Genomic DNA, 17,056 nt, shown 5'->3' on the forward strand with positions numbered 1-17,056 from the left:
CGGCTTGGTTCTTATCAATATACATTTCAAAAGAGATGTTTCAAAAATGCTCTTATATCATTTCAGCTTTAGGCAATTCACCAACCCCCATCCATTCATTGATATGCTTTTCAGCCAAACCAAATGAAATAGTCATTCCATTACCCCCTAAACCGTTTACTAAATGAACATTTTCTTCCACTTCTGAATGAAAATAGGGTTTACCCTCCGTTTTTAGGTAAGTCCCATTCCAAGTTTCATGTACTTTGAATTCACCTAATTCAACTATGCCTTTCATTTCAGTAAGCAAAAGCTCATTGATTTCATTATTGTTCTTGAATTTTTCAGCACCATACTCATGAGAATCTCCCAAAATCACATCCTTACTTGGAGTAGTGCCTATCATCAAATTAATACCCCACTCATTTAGTAATGGTGATTTGACACTGATTTGTTCTCTAAGCTTGTCTATTGAAGGACAAATATTAAAAGAAGGAGAATGTATCAATGAAGTTCCTGTAGCGATAGGAAGTTTAGGCAGTTTCGATTTATCATGTACTTTCAACTTCATCATTTGAAGTGAACAAAGTGTAGTATTCTGTTTTTTGATTTCATCAGGAAATAAACTATAAATATCACTTCCTGTGGATAAAAGCACTTTATTGGCCGTCAGTGTTCTTGCACTTGTTATCACCTCTCCTGAAGTCACATGCAAAATAGGTTCTGAGAAGAAAATATCCACCCCTTTGAATTTCAGATATTCTATCAGCTGAAAAATGGCTTGAAAAGGAGATACTTGAATTTCGGTAGTACTTAAAAGTCCTGTCTCAATGCTGGAGGATGATAATGACGGAATGTATTTTCCCATCTGTTCACGGCTCAAAAGCGTAGTTTCATAAGCTTCATGCTGTGTCAATGTATGAAACTCTTCCAGCACATCAGCTTCTGTTTTTGAATTGGCTAAAAACAGTGCACCTCTTTTTCTGGCCCATATTTTTGCTTCTTGAATCATTTCCAACCATACCTCTCTACTTCTCAAAGCAAGGTCAAAATGTTCACCATTTTGTTGTCCGATAAGCCAGTAGAAGCCAAAATTTCTGACAGAAGCTCCCATAGGTTTAGGTGTTCTTTCAATAACGGCCACCTTCAATCCTTTTTTGACAGCCGCTAAAGCGTGTGATAGTCCTACTATTCCTGCCCCTCCTACAATCAAGTCATAAGTATTGCTTTTCATAATATATTAGCACGTTGGGTTTCCAAACTTTATATCATAAGTACTAAGACAAAAGAAAATGAAAATTTTACCTTATCTTTTTTCCTCTTTCCTAGTACTTGCTAATATTACAAGAAGTAAGCAACTTAGTGATGTATTTATAGTAAACTGTAAATGAATTAATTAGAGAATACACGAGTGCTATATTTCTTCTTTTACTTTATTGTTACCTTATCTTCATGATCAAACAATAACACATCAATTAAAATACTTAAATCAAATAATTAATTGCCTGTTGTTCCTTTTGGGTTGATAAAAACAAACTGTCCTCCTTCATCACCTACCTGAAAAAGCACACCAAATTGAGGTACATTATAGCTGTTATTCCCCACAGCTTCATTAAAACTATAAAACAAAGAAGAAGCCGTCATGTATTTTTTATTGTTTTCTTTTAATGCTTTCAATAAGTATTTCATAAAAACACTTTCATCTGGAACCGTTTTCAGTGTTCCGCTTGTCATTCCTTTTCTACTTACCTTTTTATAGGATTGTACAATACTTCTTCCTGCATCCGAAAATGCCGAACGAGAAGGTTTAAAAATACTTCCACCAAAACAAGCATCAGATATTAATAAAGTATGCTTCGAATGAATAGCATCAATTTTAGTTCTTAAACCAGAATTAGCAATCCAACCTGAATCATCTCCTTCTTCAGCATTTGAAGGCAACCAATAACCTTCTTTTACATTCTCATCATAATAGCCATGTCCTGCATAAAAGATGATCAAGTTATCATTTTCAGTAATTCGGCTTCTTAATTGATTAAAGGCCTTATAAATCTGAGAACGGTTGGGGTCTTCTAAAAAGACAATATTATTGGGAGCGAAACTATACTTAGACACTAAAATCTCTCTAAACAGTTTTGCGTCTCGTATCGGGAATTGTAAATCTTTAATGGAATTATGGGTATAATTCTGCACCCCTATAATTAAAGCATAGTAATTCCCTTTCACATCTGCTGAAGCACCTTTATTATCTTTAATCACTTTCAATCCTCTAGTATCACTTGTTGCCTCTTCTTTTTTGGGTGCTGGAGTAGAAACCGTAGTTTGAACTGACGCATAATGCTTGGTTTCTATCTGAGCATTGGTTGCAGTTTCCTGTTGAATTGGTGATTTGGTAATGACTTCATAGACTATAAATTCATCTAAAGCTATGGAAGTTCCATCTGCTACAAAGCCTGTAAGATCATGGTCTGAGGGAATCGGTTCAGCTTTGAAGCTAAAGAAATTATCATCATTGACAAACAAGTGATATTCACTACCAATTTTCTCTACAGCAAGAATATTAAAATCATCGTATTCCAGATAAGGGTTATCCGTCCAAGGCAAGAGATCTACCCAATAACCGTCCTCTAACTTCATAGCATGTACTTGCCCTTCTGCATTGAATCCCATTCTAAAACCAGATGAAAAATCTGACGCCCCTCCCCAAAACATATCGTTAGCATTTTCTCCTTCTCCACTCAAAAAATGAACTGTACTCTCTAGTATGTAATTATCCAGTTTAGTGTAACCTAGGCCTGAGATCATCTTTATCGCAGGGGTTTCCTCTCCATAAGACATCAAATATGATAATCCATTATGAAACTCATAATGTACAGCATCTTCATCTTCATAAGTATATCCAACCCATGGATTTTGAGCATCATTAAACTCCTCTACGAAATATTCATTAATAGTAGAATTATAAGCATCAACACCATTATTGTCTTGTGCAAATGATATGCTGATTGAAAGCAAGAGGATAAGTAGTAAAGGCAATTTCATTTTTGTTTGTTTAAAATATTTGAAGAGTAATGCTTACAAAGTTACGGATTTAATATCAGCTATTCTATTGTAGTGTTTGTATTTGCTATCATTAAAAAATGATGAAAACTTCTTTTAAACAGGGGAAAAAACGGCATAAAAAAACACAATAACTTAAATTTTTAAATCATTGTGTTCTTTGGTTTTTATTCTTTTTTATCAAAAACCTGCTGGGTGATATCGTTTAGCTTTTTCACTTTAAAAGCAAAATCACCTTTCAGTTTGTCTCGGATCGTTCTAAGGTTATCCAATAATTGTTGTGTTTCATTCGGAAGAGCATCTTCTAAAAACTCTCTCATACGTTTAGCTAAAGTTGGTGATTTACCATTCGTGGAAATACCAATCTTCAAATCTCCTCTTGTTACTACTGACCCTAAATAGAAATCACATAAATCTGGTGTATCTGCTACATTGACCAACATTTTTCTTTTGTTGGCTTCCTTTTGAATCTCAACATGCAAACCGTAATCATCCGTAGCCAATAAAGCGATATGATGAGGATCTAAATCTGAAAACTCAAATGCTTTCTTATGCAAAGTTACATTAGGAAAATCTTTGGCTAAATCCAATAACGCTTCTCCAAAGTCAATAGAAACTACCGATACTACAGCGTTAGGGCTGTTTTTCAATATGGCCTCTAATTTTTCATGTCCTACATTACCACCTCCTACTATAAGTGTAGAGATTTCTGACATCTTTATAAATATGGGAAACATATGATTCATAATAGGAAGTATTTTTAGTTTTAAAAATCTTTTCGTCTATACAACTATATTGAGTGAGTAGTGTTTAAGGTTTTCAATGAAATAAATACTACTTACTCCAAAAATAAGGGAAATAAAAAAAGCAGGAAACTATATCCTGCTCTCTTATAAAAATAAAATGAGTCAAAACCATCAGCGGTACGCAACGACACTGTTGAACCACTAACCGATGTATGTCTCTAATTGATAAATTAAAACACACAACGCCACGTACGCACTGATTGTTTATTATGCATTGACTGTAGCGTTTACCACTACATCTGAAAGTCTATTTGGATATTTGGTGTGATGCCTAACCACATCACCTACTACTATTACTGCAGGAGACCCTAAATTGTCTCTTCTCATAATATCAGCGATATCATGAACATGACCTATACCTATTCTCTCTTCAGGAGTTGAAGCATTTTGGATAATGGCTACAGGTGTATTTTCTTTCCCTGCCACTTTAAAACTATCCATGATCTGATCGATCTTTTTAGTACCCATCAAGATGATTACTGTTGCTGAAGATTGAGCAGCTAATGCTATATCTTTAGAAACATCACCTTCTTTTGTTGTTCCAGTGATTACCCAAAAACTTTGACTATCTCCTCTTCTTGTTACAGGAATCCCTTGTAATGCAGGTGCAGCTACCGAGCTACTAATACCTGGCACTAAATTTACTCTGATACCATGTTTCTGTGCATAAAGCATTTCTTCATGCCCTCTACCAAAAACATATGGATCTCCTCCTTTCAAACGAACTACATGTCCACCACCAATTGCATGAGATACAATCAGACGATTGATTTCTTCTTGCTTGAAAGAATGCTGATCTACTCTTTTACCAACATATACTTTCTTTGCTTGGGGTGCATATTCCAAGAGTTCCTCTGAGACCAAAGCATCATACAAAACCACATCTGCTCTTCTTAGTGCCTTCATCCCTTTTACCGTAATCAAATCCGGATCTCCAATCCCTGCCCCAACAAGGGTCAATTCTGGTTGTATAGTCTTTGTCATAGTGATTCGCTTGGTGTTCGTTTGTTGATAGATTAAATGTCCCCCGACTGACATAAAAGTCAATCAGGGGTATAGTAGTATCTAGGCGTCTTCAGTCGCTAAATCCTCTTTTCTTAAGTTTGAAACGTCATTTAAGAATACTTTCGCCTCTTCAATGTACTGTTTAGCAAACTCTTCTGATGGTTCGCTTTTGTTGATTCTTAATACATGATCAACAAATGAACCTTCAGCAAAATTGAACTGAGCATCATAGTGTTCTGCAAAACGGTTGATCACCGTCATGTGGCTGTTTAATTTTACCTTTTTATCTAAAAGCAACGCTTTCGCTGCGTTTACATAGCTACTGTAAGCATGGTAGATCGCATCAGCAAATAAACCTTTCTTGAAGGCCTCTTCTGCCCAACCTGCTTTCTCCTCTGCTTCGAAGATCAATGTTTGAACTAAGTCAATGATTACACCTGCACACTCACCTACTGCTTTATGCAATTGGAATTTATCTTCTTCAGTGTACCAATCCAAGTAATCTTCTGGTGTAAGATCATCCAATACTGCCAATGGCTTTAAGATATCATAGAAGTAATCTTTACCTTGACGCTTGTAATAATCTACAAAGTACTCTCCTTCTGTTGAGTTTTCATCATAGTTGTCTACTACAATTCTGAAAGCATCTTCGATTCTCTTACTAGGAATCTTGATCACTTTATCTGCAATATGAGGAGTGTTTGTACTGTCAAAACCACCACCCAATAAGATTTGAGCTGCTGGCAATAACATTTTGTTCGCCTTGTTTCTCAACGAACTACCGTGAATACCAAATTGAGCGATCGTATGCTGACCACATGCGTTAGGACACCCACTGATTTTTATTTTGAAAGTATCATCCGTCACTAAGTCAGGATATTCTACTTTTACTAAATCTTCTAAAACTCTAGCAATACCAGTACTTGATGAGATACCCAATACACAAGTATCAGTACCTGGACAAGCTGTGATATCTGCTGTAGTATCGTACCCTAGTTCAGCAAAACCGATTTTATCTAACTCATTGTAGATCGCTTTCAAATCAGCTTCACGAACGTACTTTAATAAGATACCTTGGCGGATTGTTAATCTAAAATCGTCAGCAGTATACTTCTCTACGATTTTGATTAATTCTCTAGCTGTCTTTGTATCAAAGTTACCTAAAGTCAAACGAACTAAGATACCGTAGAAACCTTCTTGCTTTTGAGCAAATACGTTCGCTTCTTTCCACTTTTGGAATTTCGCTTCGTCCGTTACTTCTACTTCAACAGCAGCGTGTTCTTGAGGAAGAACTACTGAATCCACTTTAGATCTGTCTACCCAAATCTCTTGGTTTTTCAATGATTTTCTTTCCTCTTCTGCTAAACGTAATAATTCTTCTTTACCGATATCCTGTAACAAGAACTTCATTCTTGCTTTCATTCTACGGTTACGCTCACCATGACGGTCAAATACTCTTACTAATGACTCAATGAAAGGAATTAATTTTTCCTCTTCCATAAACTCAGCAGCAGTTTCAGCGATGTAAGGCTGTGCACCTAAACCACCACCGATTAGTACTTTAAAACCTCTTCTTTCCTCACCATCAATTGTTTTTACTACCGGAATAGCTCCAACATCATGAATAAATGCAAAAGCTGTATCTGCTTCTGATGAAGAGAATGCGATTTTGAACTTACGTCCCATCTCTTGACAGATAGGATTTCTTAAGAAGTACTCAAATGTAGCGTGAGCATAAGGAGTTACATCAAATGGCTCTTCTGCATCAATACCTGCTTTTTCTGAAGCAGTGATGTTTCTTACTGTGTTACCACAAGCCTCTCTTAATGTAACTTCGTCCTTCTCTAGCTCAGCCCATAATTGTGGAGCATCATCTAAAGAAACGTAGTGAATTTGAATATCCTGACGTGTAGTGATATGCAATTTACCATTAGAGTACGTATCAGAAACCTCACAAATACGGTTCAATTGTCTCATTGTCAATTTACCGTAAGGTATCTTAATACGAATCATTTGTACACCAGGCTGACGCTGACCATAAACACCTCTCGCTAAACGAAGGCTACGGAATTTTTCGTCATCAATATTTCCCTCATGAAACAATCTGATTTTCTTCTCTAAATCTAAGATATCCTGCTCCACTACTGGGTTTTCAAGTTCGGTTCTAAAGCTACGCATGATGAGTATATTACTAGTTTTATATCTTATTCCCTATCGATTTACTATACTAATAGTAAAAATGAAAAGACCATTATCCTATGGTCTCATGCAATTTTAAGGAGGAAAATAAATATTTCAAAAGAAAAAGGGATATTTCTTATAAATATCCCTTTTTAAGTATGTTTTCATTACAAAAAAGATAGAATCAGCCTTTTAATTATGGTGACTTGCATTACTTTTTTCAAAATAAAAAAAGTATATAATTTACACTTATTCATCCTTTTATTGAAGAAAAATCAAGTCAGATTCCAAATTAGTTTTGATCATCTGACTTGATTGTTATTTCAAATTAAACTTGATTTTGTGCATCAAGATTTGCAATTGTAATCATATCCAAAATTTGCTGTACATTGGCTCCCATTTCAAGAACATGGGCAGGTTTTTTCATACCCATTACAATTGGACCAACAACAGTTGAATCAGAAACTTCTTCTAACATTTTCAATGCAATATTTGCAGATGAAAGGTTAGGGAAGATTAAAACGTTGGCTGATTTTTCTGCTAACTCTGAGAATGGGAAGTTGGTCTTCGTCTTCTCTGGGTTCAATGCAAAGTCAGCTTGGATATCACCATCCACTACCAAGTTAGGATTTCTTTCCTTCAAGATTTCTCTTGCTTGTCTCATCTTAGAAGCGTCATCACCTTTCTTCGATGCTCCAAAGTTAGAATAACTTAGCAATGCAACTCTTGGCTCCAACTTAAAGAATTCTTTTACTCTCTTAGTCACAGCTTCAGTGATCTCTACAATTTCTTGTTTTGTAGGGTTCTCGATCATCGTTGTATCTGCGAAGAATAATGGTCCTTTGTTGGTCAATACCATATACATTGTAGCTACTGGCTTGTCATCTACAGTACCGATTACACGAAGTGAAGGTGCTAATGATGAAATATAGTTACGGTGAATACCGGCAATCATTGCGTCAGCATCACCTTGTTCTACCATCATTGAAGCAAAATAACTTCGCTTACTCATTAAGTCATGAGCTTCATAGAGTGTAGTACCCATTCTCTGACGTTTCGCATAGAATTTCTGACCGTATTCTTCACGCTTCTCTTTACTGTCATCAGATCTTGGATTTAGAATTTCTGCATTCATCAATTCATCCAATTCCAATGCTTCGATCATCGCTTTGATTCTCGAACGGCGTCCTAATAAGATTGGCTCAATAATACCTTCATCCATGGCAATACGCGCAGCTCTCAATACATGCGGATTATCTGCTTCAGCAAATACCACACGCTTGCAAGCATTTTTGGCTTTCACACCTAAACGACGCATAATGTCATTACCAGTACCCATTCTTTGGATCAGCTCCTCTTTGTAAGCTTCCATATCATCAATAGTAGCTTGAGCTACACCACTGTCCATAGCGGCTTGAGCAACTGCTGGTGCTACTGTTGTCAATAAACGAGTATCTAATGGTTTTGGAATAAAGTAGTCTCTACCAAAAATCAAACGGTCTACATTGTAAGCTTGAGTTACTGCTTCTGGCACTGGCTCTTTCGCTAATTCTGCAATCGCTCTAACACAAGCCAATTTCATTTCCTCATTAATTTCAGTCGCTCTAACATCTAAAGCTCCTCTGAAAATATATGGGAAACCTAATACGTTGTTCACTTGGTTAGGATGATCAGAACGACCTGTAGCCATCATTACATCATCTCTAGTACTCATCGCTAAATCGTATGCGATTTCTGGCGTAGGGTTCGCCAATGCAAAAACGATAGGGTTCTCAGCCATAGATTTCAACATCTCAGCAGTCATCACATTTCCTTTAGACAATCCTAAGAAAACGTCTGCTCCTACTAATGCTTCTTCTAAATTGTGAACATCGATGTCAGTAGCTAAATCTAATTTGTTACCCGTTAAACCTTCTCTGTCTTTACGGATGACACCTCTACTGTCACAAACAATGGCATTCTCTCTTTGAACTCCTAATTCAAAGAATATATTAATACATGATACTGCCGATGCACCTGCACCTGACACTACCACTCTCAAATCTTTTAAGTCTTTACCGATAATTTCAGCGGCATTCAATAAAGCAGCACCAGAAATGATAGCCGTACCATGCTGATCATCATGCATGACAGGAATGTTCATTTCCTTCTTTAAAGTCTGCTCGATTTCAAAACAATCTGGTGCTTTAATATCCTCAAGGTTGATACCACCGAAAGTTGGCTCTAAAGTCTTACATGCTTCAATAAATTTCTTTGGATCTCTGGCGTCTAATTCAATATCAAAAACGTCGATACCTGCAAAGATTTTGAATAATACACCTTTACCTTCCATTACAGGTTTAGAGGCTTCAGGACCAATATCTCCTAAACCTAAAACGGCTGTACCATTGGAAACTACTCCCACTAAGTTACCCTTAGCTGTATATTTATAAACATCTTCCTTTCTTTCTGCAATTTCCAAACATGGATCTGCCACACCTGGAGAATAAGCTAAAGAAAGGTCACGTTGTGTTTTGGTCTTTTTAGTTGGTATTACTTCAATTTTACCCGGAATAGGCTGTTCATGGTACTCTAATGAGTCCTTTTTACGTATTACGTTTTTAGACATACCTGATTACTTTATGTTTTGTGTATTTAGTACTTAGAAATAATGATCGATTATTAAATGCTACGAAAACTTATATCGTGGTACTCTGTTTAATTTAATGAGTGTCTATAATCGAAGTCAAAAGTAGTTACTTTCGTTTGGATTAAAAATTAGTTTTCTTTATTCTGTAAAGTTTTTTATAATTTAGAGTAAGTTTGGCTTCTCCCATTAAAGAAAACTGGGAACCAAACCAACACTCAAGTCAAATTCAGTCTTACTTAATCATACATCAAACTATGAAATTCTGTAGCAATTGCGGTAATGGAGATTTAGAATATATTATTCCAGAAGGGGATCATAAGCACCGCTATTACTGCCCAAATTGTGATACTATACATTATCAAAACCCAAGAATCATAGCGGGATGCGTTCCTATGTATGAAGGGAAAGTATTATTGGCAAAAAGAGCTATTGAACCGCGTTATGGTTTCTGGAACCTTCCTGCGGGATTTTTAGAAAATGGGGAAAGCCCTGAGGATGGAGCATTGAGAGAACTCTTTGAAGAGACTGGTGCCAAAGGTGAAGTCAACCGCTTACATACGGTATTTTCACTTCCTAATTTTAATCAGGTGTACCTTTTATTCTTAGTGGATTTAACTTCAGAGGAATATGAAGCGACTACTTCTGAAAGTTTGGAAGTACGCTTTTTTGAGCTGGATGAAATTCCATGGAAGGAGATCGCTTTTGAATCTTCTACATTTGCTTTAGAAAGCTACATTGCTTCCCCTTCCAAGGAAAAAGTGAATCTGGGTCAATTTGTAAAATACTAACCGAGGATATTAAGGCAGGTAAACGCCTTTTTCATCAAATGGGAAAGGTTGCCATTCTCCGTCCCATAGTACATGCATGGTTTTGAATCCTATTTCTTTAAGTTGTAATGCTGTCTCTGCAAAACCTTTGGTAATTTCTGCTGTAGTATGAGCATCAGAGCTTAAGGTAATTGGTATATTTTTTTCGAGTACTTTTTCTAAAATCCACGGACTAGGGTACAGTTGTGAATAGCCTTTGTAAAAACCTCTAGTATTCACTTCTACAATAATGTTTTTGGCTTTGATAACTTCAAGGTATTTTTCAATTAATTCCTGATACCATTCTTCACTTTCCTCAAACCATTTACCCGTAGAGTTGTGCATTTTCATTTTATCCAAATGCCCTAATACTGTAGGTGTATCCTCTTCAATCATTTTGATATTTAAGTCCACATATCTTTGGAAGGCTCTTTGTATACTTCCTCCAAAAATCTCCTGCAATCCTTTATCATAATGCGTTTTTGTGTAGTCAATCTCCCAGTAATTTCCATCCTCAAACTGATTGACATAGTGCACTGACCCCACTGAATAATCTAATTCTCTAAAATTATGCACACCGCATCTTCCCTCAATATAATCCACTTCTAATCCTGCATAAATCTGTATCTGACCTTTGTATTTTTCTTTGAGACGATCAATTTCAGCTAAGTATTCACGATAATTTTCCATTTTCATATTCCATGTAGAAGGAAACGGAACAGGTGAATGCGTAGAGAATCCATAAGATTTCACATTTTGCTCAATCGCCGCAATTATATAGTCTTCTAAAGGTGATTTACCATCATCGTAAAAGGTATGGCTGTGAAAATTGGTCCATGAAGGTTTCATAATCAATTGTTTATATATTTCATCAATAGTTTCCCTATTAATATAATTTCCATTTGTCAATAAGCCATAGTAATATCTTATTTTTTTATAGACTTGAAGTAAGATTTATTGTTAAGGTTTTTGCGTGATACATCCATTTTTAATACAATACGTTAAACCTAATCACTACTCAATGACCCAAAACCATGAATATCTTAGTTGTTTTTGCTCACCCAAACTATAACCAATCCATCATCAACAAAAGATTCGTTGAAGAGATTAAAAAAATCTGTGTTATTGATTTCCATCCGCTCAATGAGTTGTATCCTGATGGAAATATTGACATTCACTTTGAAAAAAATGCTTTATTGAGAGCTGACAGAGTTGTCCTTCAATTTCCTTTACACTGGTATAATATGTCTCCTATTTTAAAGAACTATATTAAAAATGTACTAGATCATGGATTTGCTTTTGGAATTAATGGCAATAAATTAAAAGGAAAAGAGCTCCTCACAGCTGTTACCGTTGGCGGTCCCGAAGAAGCTTATCAAAGAGTAACTGCAAATAGTTTCACCATGGAAGATTTTATTAAGCCTTTTGAGCAAACAGCAATGTTGATGGGAATGAATTTCAGGAAAACCTATGCAGTCTACAACGCAATAACACTAGGCAGAGAAAATAACACTTCCAAGTTGACAAAATTGGCAAAAGAGTTTATCGATCACATTACAGATCCTTACTTAGATCCGAGTATGAGAAAAAAAGTTTCATAGATTTATAATTTCCAGCGAATACTCAAACCAATCACTGAAGGAAGTAAAATATTGATTCCCCAAATAATCAACGCTGATACAAGTGCAGTATTGGGGTCTAATCCCAAATATTCAAAAATATATAAAGTAGACAATTCTCTAATTCCTAAATCCAAAAAACCGCCTAAATTGGGTGAGATAGTTTTGATTAAAAAAATAACTGGAACGATAAGCAAAAGAAGCTGAAAAGGTATTGATGGGTCAATAGAGCGAATTATCAATACAAATTGTAATGTGAACACACAGTAACGTATAAATCCTAATGTCAGCGTAGAGGCTAAGAGTGTAATTGTATATTCTTTTAGTAAAAGAAAATAACGCTGAAAGAAATGGATAGCTTTTTCATTTTCAGACAGTTTCTTAATCAAAAACAATACAAGAGGAACAACGATGACAAAACATCCAATAAAAATAGATGTATTTTGAAACTGAATAATGTGATTTCTTAGGAACCATAAAGTACAGGGTATTCCAATCCAGAATGTATGTACTCCTTGTGTCAACTGACTTATAAACAAGGCTCCTACAGATTGTTGTCGGTCTACTGATTTGGGTATCGCCCAATACCTCCCCAATGCACTCCCAACGGTTTTCCCTGCTAAAAATGATGCACCCAATCCTGAAAGGACTCCTAATAAGGCATTCAGAAGGGAAATATTAAAAAGTGGCTTCAATAAAATTTGCCACCTTTTAGACTCTAATAACCAATTCAAAGGCATTAAAGCAAAAGCAACAACCAGAAAGAAAGGAGATTGAATACTTACTTTTTCCCAAGGGGAATAAAAATAAAACTGATAAAGTGCATAAATAGCAAAAAGTACGGCAAGGCCTTTAAGGCTATAACTTAATACTTTTTGATACTTTGCTACCATATTCCTAAATACATTGGACCTAATAATAAAACGCCTGCAACCAACATCAATATAGCAAGAAGTGGTCCCATCCATTTCACCCAAACCTCATAAGGAATTTTTGCAATCGAAAGCACCCCCATTGTCACACCACTTGTAGGGATAATCAGATTGGTCAAACCATCACCAAATTGAAAGGCTAAAACGGCAATTTGACGGGAAATCCCCAATAAATCACTCAGTGGTGCCATAATAGGCATTGTCAATGCCGCCTGCCCACTTCCAGAAGGCAAGAACGTATTTAAGAAACTTTGAAAAACAAACATGGCTTCTATAGATGCTACTTTTGGCAATCCATTGACCACATTGGCAATTCCATATAAAACGGTATCTATAATTTTTCCATCAGAGGCAATGATCAAAATTCCTTTGCAGAATGCGACTACTAATGCAGCTGTCATCATCTCTTTGGATCCTTTCACAAAACCATCACTGATTTTATCCACATGTACACCACATACCAAACATGAGATCACGCCTATTGCGAAGAATAAACCTCCAATTTCAATCATATACCACTCATACTTCGCTACTCCAATAACAAGCATGACAATCCCCAATGCAAAAAGAATTAAAACCAGCATTCTCTGCCAAGTAAACGGCACTTTTTCAGCACTTTTTAATTCCTCATCAGAACCTACACTTCCAGGCATCAAACTTTTTGATGGATCTGCTGAAATCAGCATTACATAACGCATAATATAAGCCACACCGATGGCTGTAAATACCGCCCAGATAAATATTCTGTACTGCCATCCACTAAACAACGGAACTTCAGCAATAGCCTGTGCAATACCAATCGTAAACGGATTACTCACTGCTCCTGCAAAGCCTACTCCTGCCCCTACAAATGGAATGGCAACTCCCACAATTGGATCCAGCTTCATTGCTTTTGCCATGGGGATTGTGACCAGAATAAATACCAACACCTCTTCCGACATACCAAAAGTGGCTCCTGCAATAGAAAAGATGACGATGATGAAAGGAATGATAATTTTCTTATAGAGTGTATGTTTATTACTCCAGCCTACTAGTTCTTGCAAGCCCGCTTCAATAGCACCCGTAACGTTCATCATACCAAAGGCTCCACCTACAATAAAGATGAAAGCAATGATTTCAGAGGCAGAAATAAAACCCTTTAAAGGAGCGGTAAAAAAAGAGGTAATACCCTGAGGAGAAGCCTCCACTCCTTGATAAGAACCGGGTACTAAAATATTTCTACCGTTCAAAAGTTCTCTACTGTATTCACCTGCGGGGATAAGCCATGTTAGACCAATAAAAATTAATAGAATAACAGAGGCAATGACTAAAGTGTCTGGAAGTTTTTTCATTAGGAATTGAATTCAAATCGTTCTGAATGCAAACTTATCGAACACAGAGTAAACAAACTAAAAAAAATCACTTTTATTAATGCGTAACATTGACTATTTTTCAAGAATAAATAAAAATTACAATTACATATTTTAAAATGAAAATTAAAGAATTAGATGAAATTTTTGACGATTATGAAAGTTACAAGGCATTAGGAGAAGATAGTTATATAATTGGTGCTCAGCACCCTCAGAATTTTAAGCAGCATAAAAAATTTATAATTCCTTTATTTTATTTCGATGGTGAAGATTGGTTTAAATTAGATATCAATAAATTAGGTGAATCCATATTTCTGGCAAGTGCACCCTATACATTAACAACTGATTTTAAGTTAGAGGAATTAATAAAAGTTAAAGGCGTACGTCCTAATAAACAGCTCACAGATGACGATGAGCACAATAAGGAACACTCTTTAACGAAGCATATCACACATGCAGACCGCTTAAGTGTACTTTCTGAAGATCAATTATTAGAAATTTTCCCTGGTGAGATTGACTTTGAGTTACATCTGTTTCATCCGGACAAGCATTATTATGACATCATCAATGAGGTGTATGTCGCACAAGAACGAAAGTTCTTTGTTGAATCCAAAGACGGACTCATTTACGGTCCTTTTGTAGGTGTTAAAACGAGTACAGAAGCAAAAGCTATTCGTTTATCTGCTACAGGAGTCCGTAAAAGTGTGGAAGCTTATAACCTTCCCTCAGAAGCCTTTTTGGAATTCAATATGCCTGAAGAGGGACTTAAACGTAAATTAGTGCGTAGTACTCATGATATTGAATACTACATTGAAGATACCGTTGATTTTATCAGTAGACAGGATTTATTCAAATGGGCAGAAGATCAATTGAATAAAAAACAGTCGCTGGAAGTGGCGGATAAAGTGTGGAAAGCGATCTCGAAAGATAATGCGATCCATTCTTTTCAAGAACGCTACCAACGTTTGGAGAAACTTTTCCAAAAACCGCAGGAAAACCTGCAATATCTTCAGCAATTCGTCACTTCTTTAGCTGAAAATGACTTTTTCAAAGCTAGTCTTGACTCACTTCAAAATGAGAAGCTGGAATTAGACAATTCCGTTGCTCAGCAGAAAAGAGAACGTGACCTTGTCAGAAAAGAGACAGGACGTTTGCAGGAGGAAATGCAAGACCTTGAGGAAGGCATCAATAATCTAAAAGCGAATGAGCAGAAGATTAGAGAAAGCCTTCAGAAAGAAAGAGAGTTTGCAATTAATAAAGAAATTGAAGAGGGTTTATCGAAGTTAGAAAAAGTACGTGAAGAACTTTCAGACCGTGCTGAAGCGATTGAATTGGCCCACAATTTTGATAACCTTGCTCGTATCAATGAGGAAATTGATAACGCGAAGGAAATCAAACATAATTTAGAGGTCTCAATTTCAGCCTTGAAAGAGGAGTTTGTCAAAGCACAGGAAGATGCTGATACTGCCTTGAAAAACTTATTGAAGACCAAAATGCAATTGGATGTGTTCAGTAATGGTTCTGCCAGTACGAAGAAAAACACTCCTGCAATTGAAGTATTGGACATCAAGGATTACAGAATTGAGAATCCTACTGCCATTACAACATTAAAAGACCTTTCACAGAAATTACATAAGCGTTTAGGGCGTTTGGGAAGAAGTTACCCGGATCATTTTATTGCCAACTTACTGATTTCCATGCATCAGAACTCTTTAACGTTATTATGGGGCCCTCCAGGTTCAGGTAAGACGTCATTGGGTAGATACATGATCCAATCGTTGACAAAATCAGATCGCTATTCTGAAATTTCTGTAGCTAGAGGATGGTCTTCACAAAAAGATATAATTGGATTTGCGAATCCACTATCTAAGCGTTTCCAAAGAGCTAATACTGATTTGTATGACCTTTTAAAGCAATTGGATGGGGAATTCCAAAATTCAACGTATTTACAATCTCCAATGTCTTATTGCTTGTTAGATGAAGCGAACTTAAGTCCAATCGAACACTACTGGGCTTCATTCTACTCATTGACAGATTCTAAAGCACAATTAGACAAGGGATTGAAGATTTCACTGGGAAATAACGAGGCGATTGAATATGCCAACAACTTACGCTTCTTGGGTACATTGAATTTAGACTCTACTACTGAGCAGATTTCACCAAGATTACTAGACCGTTGTCATATTATAAGATTGGATCTTCCTAGAAGCAATATGCCTTTGATTGGTTCTGAAATCATTATGCCAGAGCCTTTTGAAATTCCATTTGACAATATTCGTTCGTTGTTTGACCTGAAAGACTTCAAACAAGAATTAGCGCCAGATCAGTTAGAGTTTATTGATACGGAACTTGAAGAACGCTTCGAGCAGATTGCTTCTGAATTAAGAAATCTGGGTATTCAGATCAGTTTACGTACACGTAAAGCAGTGATTGAATACTGTAATTTAGCGCACTCTGCGATGAATGAGCAATTCAGACCATTGGATTACTGCTTGGCACAAAGAGTCTTCACGCGTATCAATCTACAAGGTGCAGAATCAAGAGAAGGCATTAAGTCTTTACTTGAGATTGTGAAGAGCTTTGCTTTAAAAGATTCACATGCTGAATGGACCTTACAGAAGATGCTGGAAAGAGGTGGTAAAGAAGGATTTAACCACCACTTCTACAATTATTTCTCAATAGATGGATAA

Annotated in this window: 12 protein-coding genes; 3 read left to right on the top strand and 9 right to left on the bottom strand. The window is 36.2% G+C overall.

The genetic code is table 11. The annotated features are described in order from the left end of the window. Positions 1-52: 52 nt before the first annotated feature. From HHU12_RS09695 to HHU12_RS09720, 6 genes are all read right to left on the bottom strand, one after another. Entirely contained in the window at positions 53-1,213 is a 1,161-nt protein-coding gene (locus tag HHU12_RS09695; RefSeq protein WP_169656544.1) for a TIGR03364 family FAD-dependent oxidoreductase, read from the bottom strand. 263 nt (positions 1,214-1,476) lie between these two features. Next, positions 1,477-3,021: a caspase family protein gene (locus tag HHU12_RS09700; RefSeq protein WP_169656545.1), complete on the bottom strand. Its 1,545-nt coding sequence runs from the start codon at positions 3,019-3,021 to the stop codon at positions 1,477-1,479. 185 nt (positions 3,022-3,206) lie between these two features. Then, on the bottom strand, positions 3,207-3,755 hold the full coding sequence (locus HHU12_RS09705) for a precorrin-2 dehydrogenase/sirohydrochlorin ferrochelatase family protein (RefSeq protein ID WP_240970893.1): 549 nt from the start codon (positions 3,753-3,755) through the stop codon (positions 3,207-3,209). A 297-nt stretch (positions 3,756-4,052) separates the two neighbouring features. Beyond that, positions 4,053-4,829 carry a uroporphyrinogen-III C-methyltransferase gene (cobA, locus tag HHU12_RS09710; RefSeq protein ID WP_169656546.1) on the bottom strand — a complete coding sequence of 259 codons (777 nt, stop codon included), beginning with the start codon at positions 4,827-4,829 and terminating at the stop codon, positions 4,053-4,055. Positions 4,830-4,910: 81 nt separating this feature from the next. After that, a complete protein-coding gene (locus tag HHU12_RS09715; protein WP_169656547.1) occupies positions 4,911-7,028 on the bottom strand; it encodes a HEPN domain-containing protein in 2,118 nt (705 codons plus the stop codon). Between the two features lie 331 nt (positions 7,029-7,359). After that, positions 7,360-9,639 carry an NADP-dependent malic enzyme gene (locus HHU12_RS09720; protein WP_169656548.1) on the bottom strand — a complete coding sequence of 760 codons (2,280 nt, stop codon included), beginning with the start codon at positions 9,637-9,639 and terminating at the stop codon, positions 7,360-7,362. A gap of 275 nt (positions 9,640-9,914) precedes the next feature. Between HHU12_RS09720 and HHU12_RS09725 the strand changes: the two genes are divergently transcribed. Beyond that, on the top strand, positions 9,915-10,448 hold the full coding sequence (locus HHU12_RS09725) for an NUDIX hydrolase (RefSeq protein WP_169656549.1): 534 nt from the start codon (positions 9,915-9,917) through the stop codon (positions 10,446-10,448). A gap of 9 nt (positions 10,449-10,457) precedes the next feature. Here the strand turns inward: HHU12_RS09725 and HHU12_RS09730 are convergent, their stop codons facing one another. Further along, on the bottom strand, positions 10,458-11,315 hold the full coding sequence (locus HHU12_RS09730; protein WP_169656550.1) for a histidinol-phosphatase: 858 nt from the start codon (positions 11,313-11,315) through the stop codon (positions 10,458-10,460). Positions 11,316-11,500: 185 nt separating this feature from the next. Between HHU12_RS09730 and HHU12_RS09735 the strand changes: the two genes are divergently transcribed. Beyond that, positions 11,501-12,067 carry an NAD(P)H-dependent oxidoreductase gene (locus HHU12_RS09735; RefSeq protein ID WP_169656551.1) on the top strand — a complete coding sequence of 189 codons (567 nt, stop codon included), beginning with the start codon at positions 11,501-11,503 and terminating at the stop codon, positions 12,065-12,067. 2 nt (positions 12,068-12,069) lie between these two features. On the opposite strand, the gene HHU12_RS09740 is transcribed toward HHU12_RS09735, so the two are convergent. Both HHU12_RS09740 and HHU12_RS09745 read right to left on the bottom strand, forming a co-directional pair. After that, positions 12,070-12,978, bottom strand: coding sequence for a lysylphosphatidylglycerol synthase transmembrane domain-containing protein (locus tag HHU12_RS09740; RefSeq protein ID WP_169656552.1), 909 nt, complete (start codon positions 12,976-12,978; stop codon positions 12,070-12,072). Continuing rightward, entirely contained in the window at positions 12,972-14,348 is a 1,377-nt protein-coding gene (locus tag HHU12_RS09745) for a YfcC family protein (RefSeq protein ID WP_169656553.1), read from the bottom strand. Before HHU12_RS09745 ends, HHU12_RS09740 begins: the two co-directional genes overlap by 7 nt. 137 nt (positions 14,349-14,485) lie before the next feature. Between HHU12_RS09745 and HHU12_RS09750 the strand changes: the two genes are divergently transcribed. Continuing rightward, complete coding sequence (locus HHU12_RS09750) at positions 14,486-17,056, top strand: PhoH family protein (RefSeq protein WP_169656554.1); 2,571 nt, start codon at positions 14,486-14,488, stop codon at positions 17,054-17,056.

Origin of the sequence: Flammeovirga aprica JL-4, assembly GCF_012844305.1 — a bacterium.
In the GTDB taxonomy this organism is placed as follows: Bacteria; Bacteroidota; Bacteroidia; order Cytophagales; family Flammeovirgaceae; genus Flammeovirga; species Flammeovirga aprica.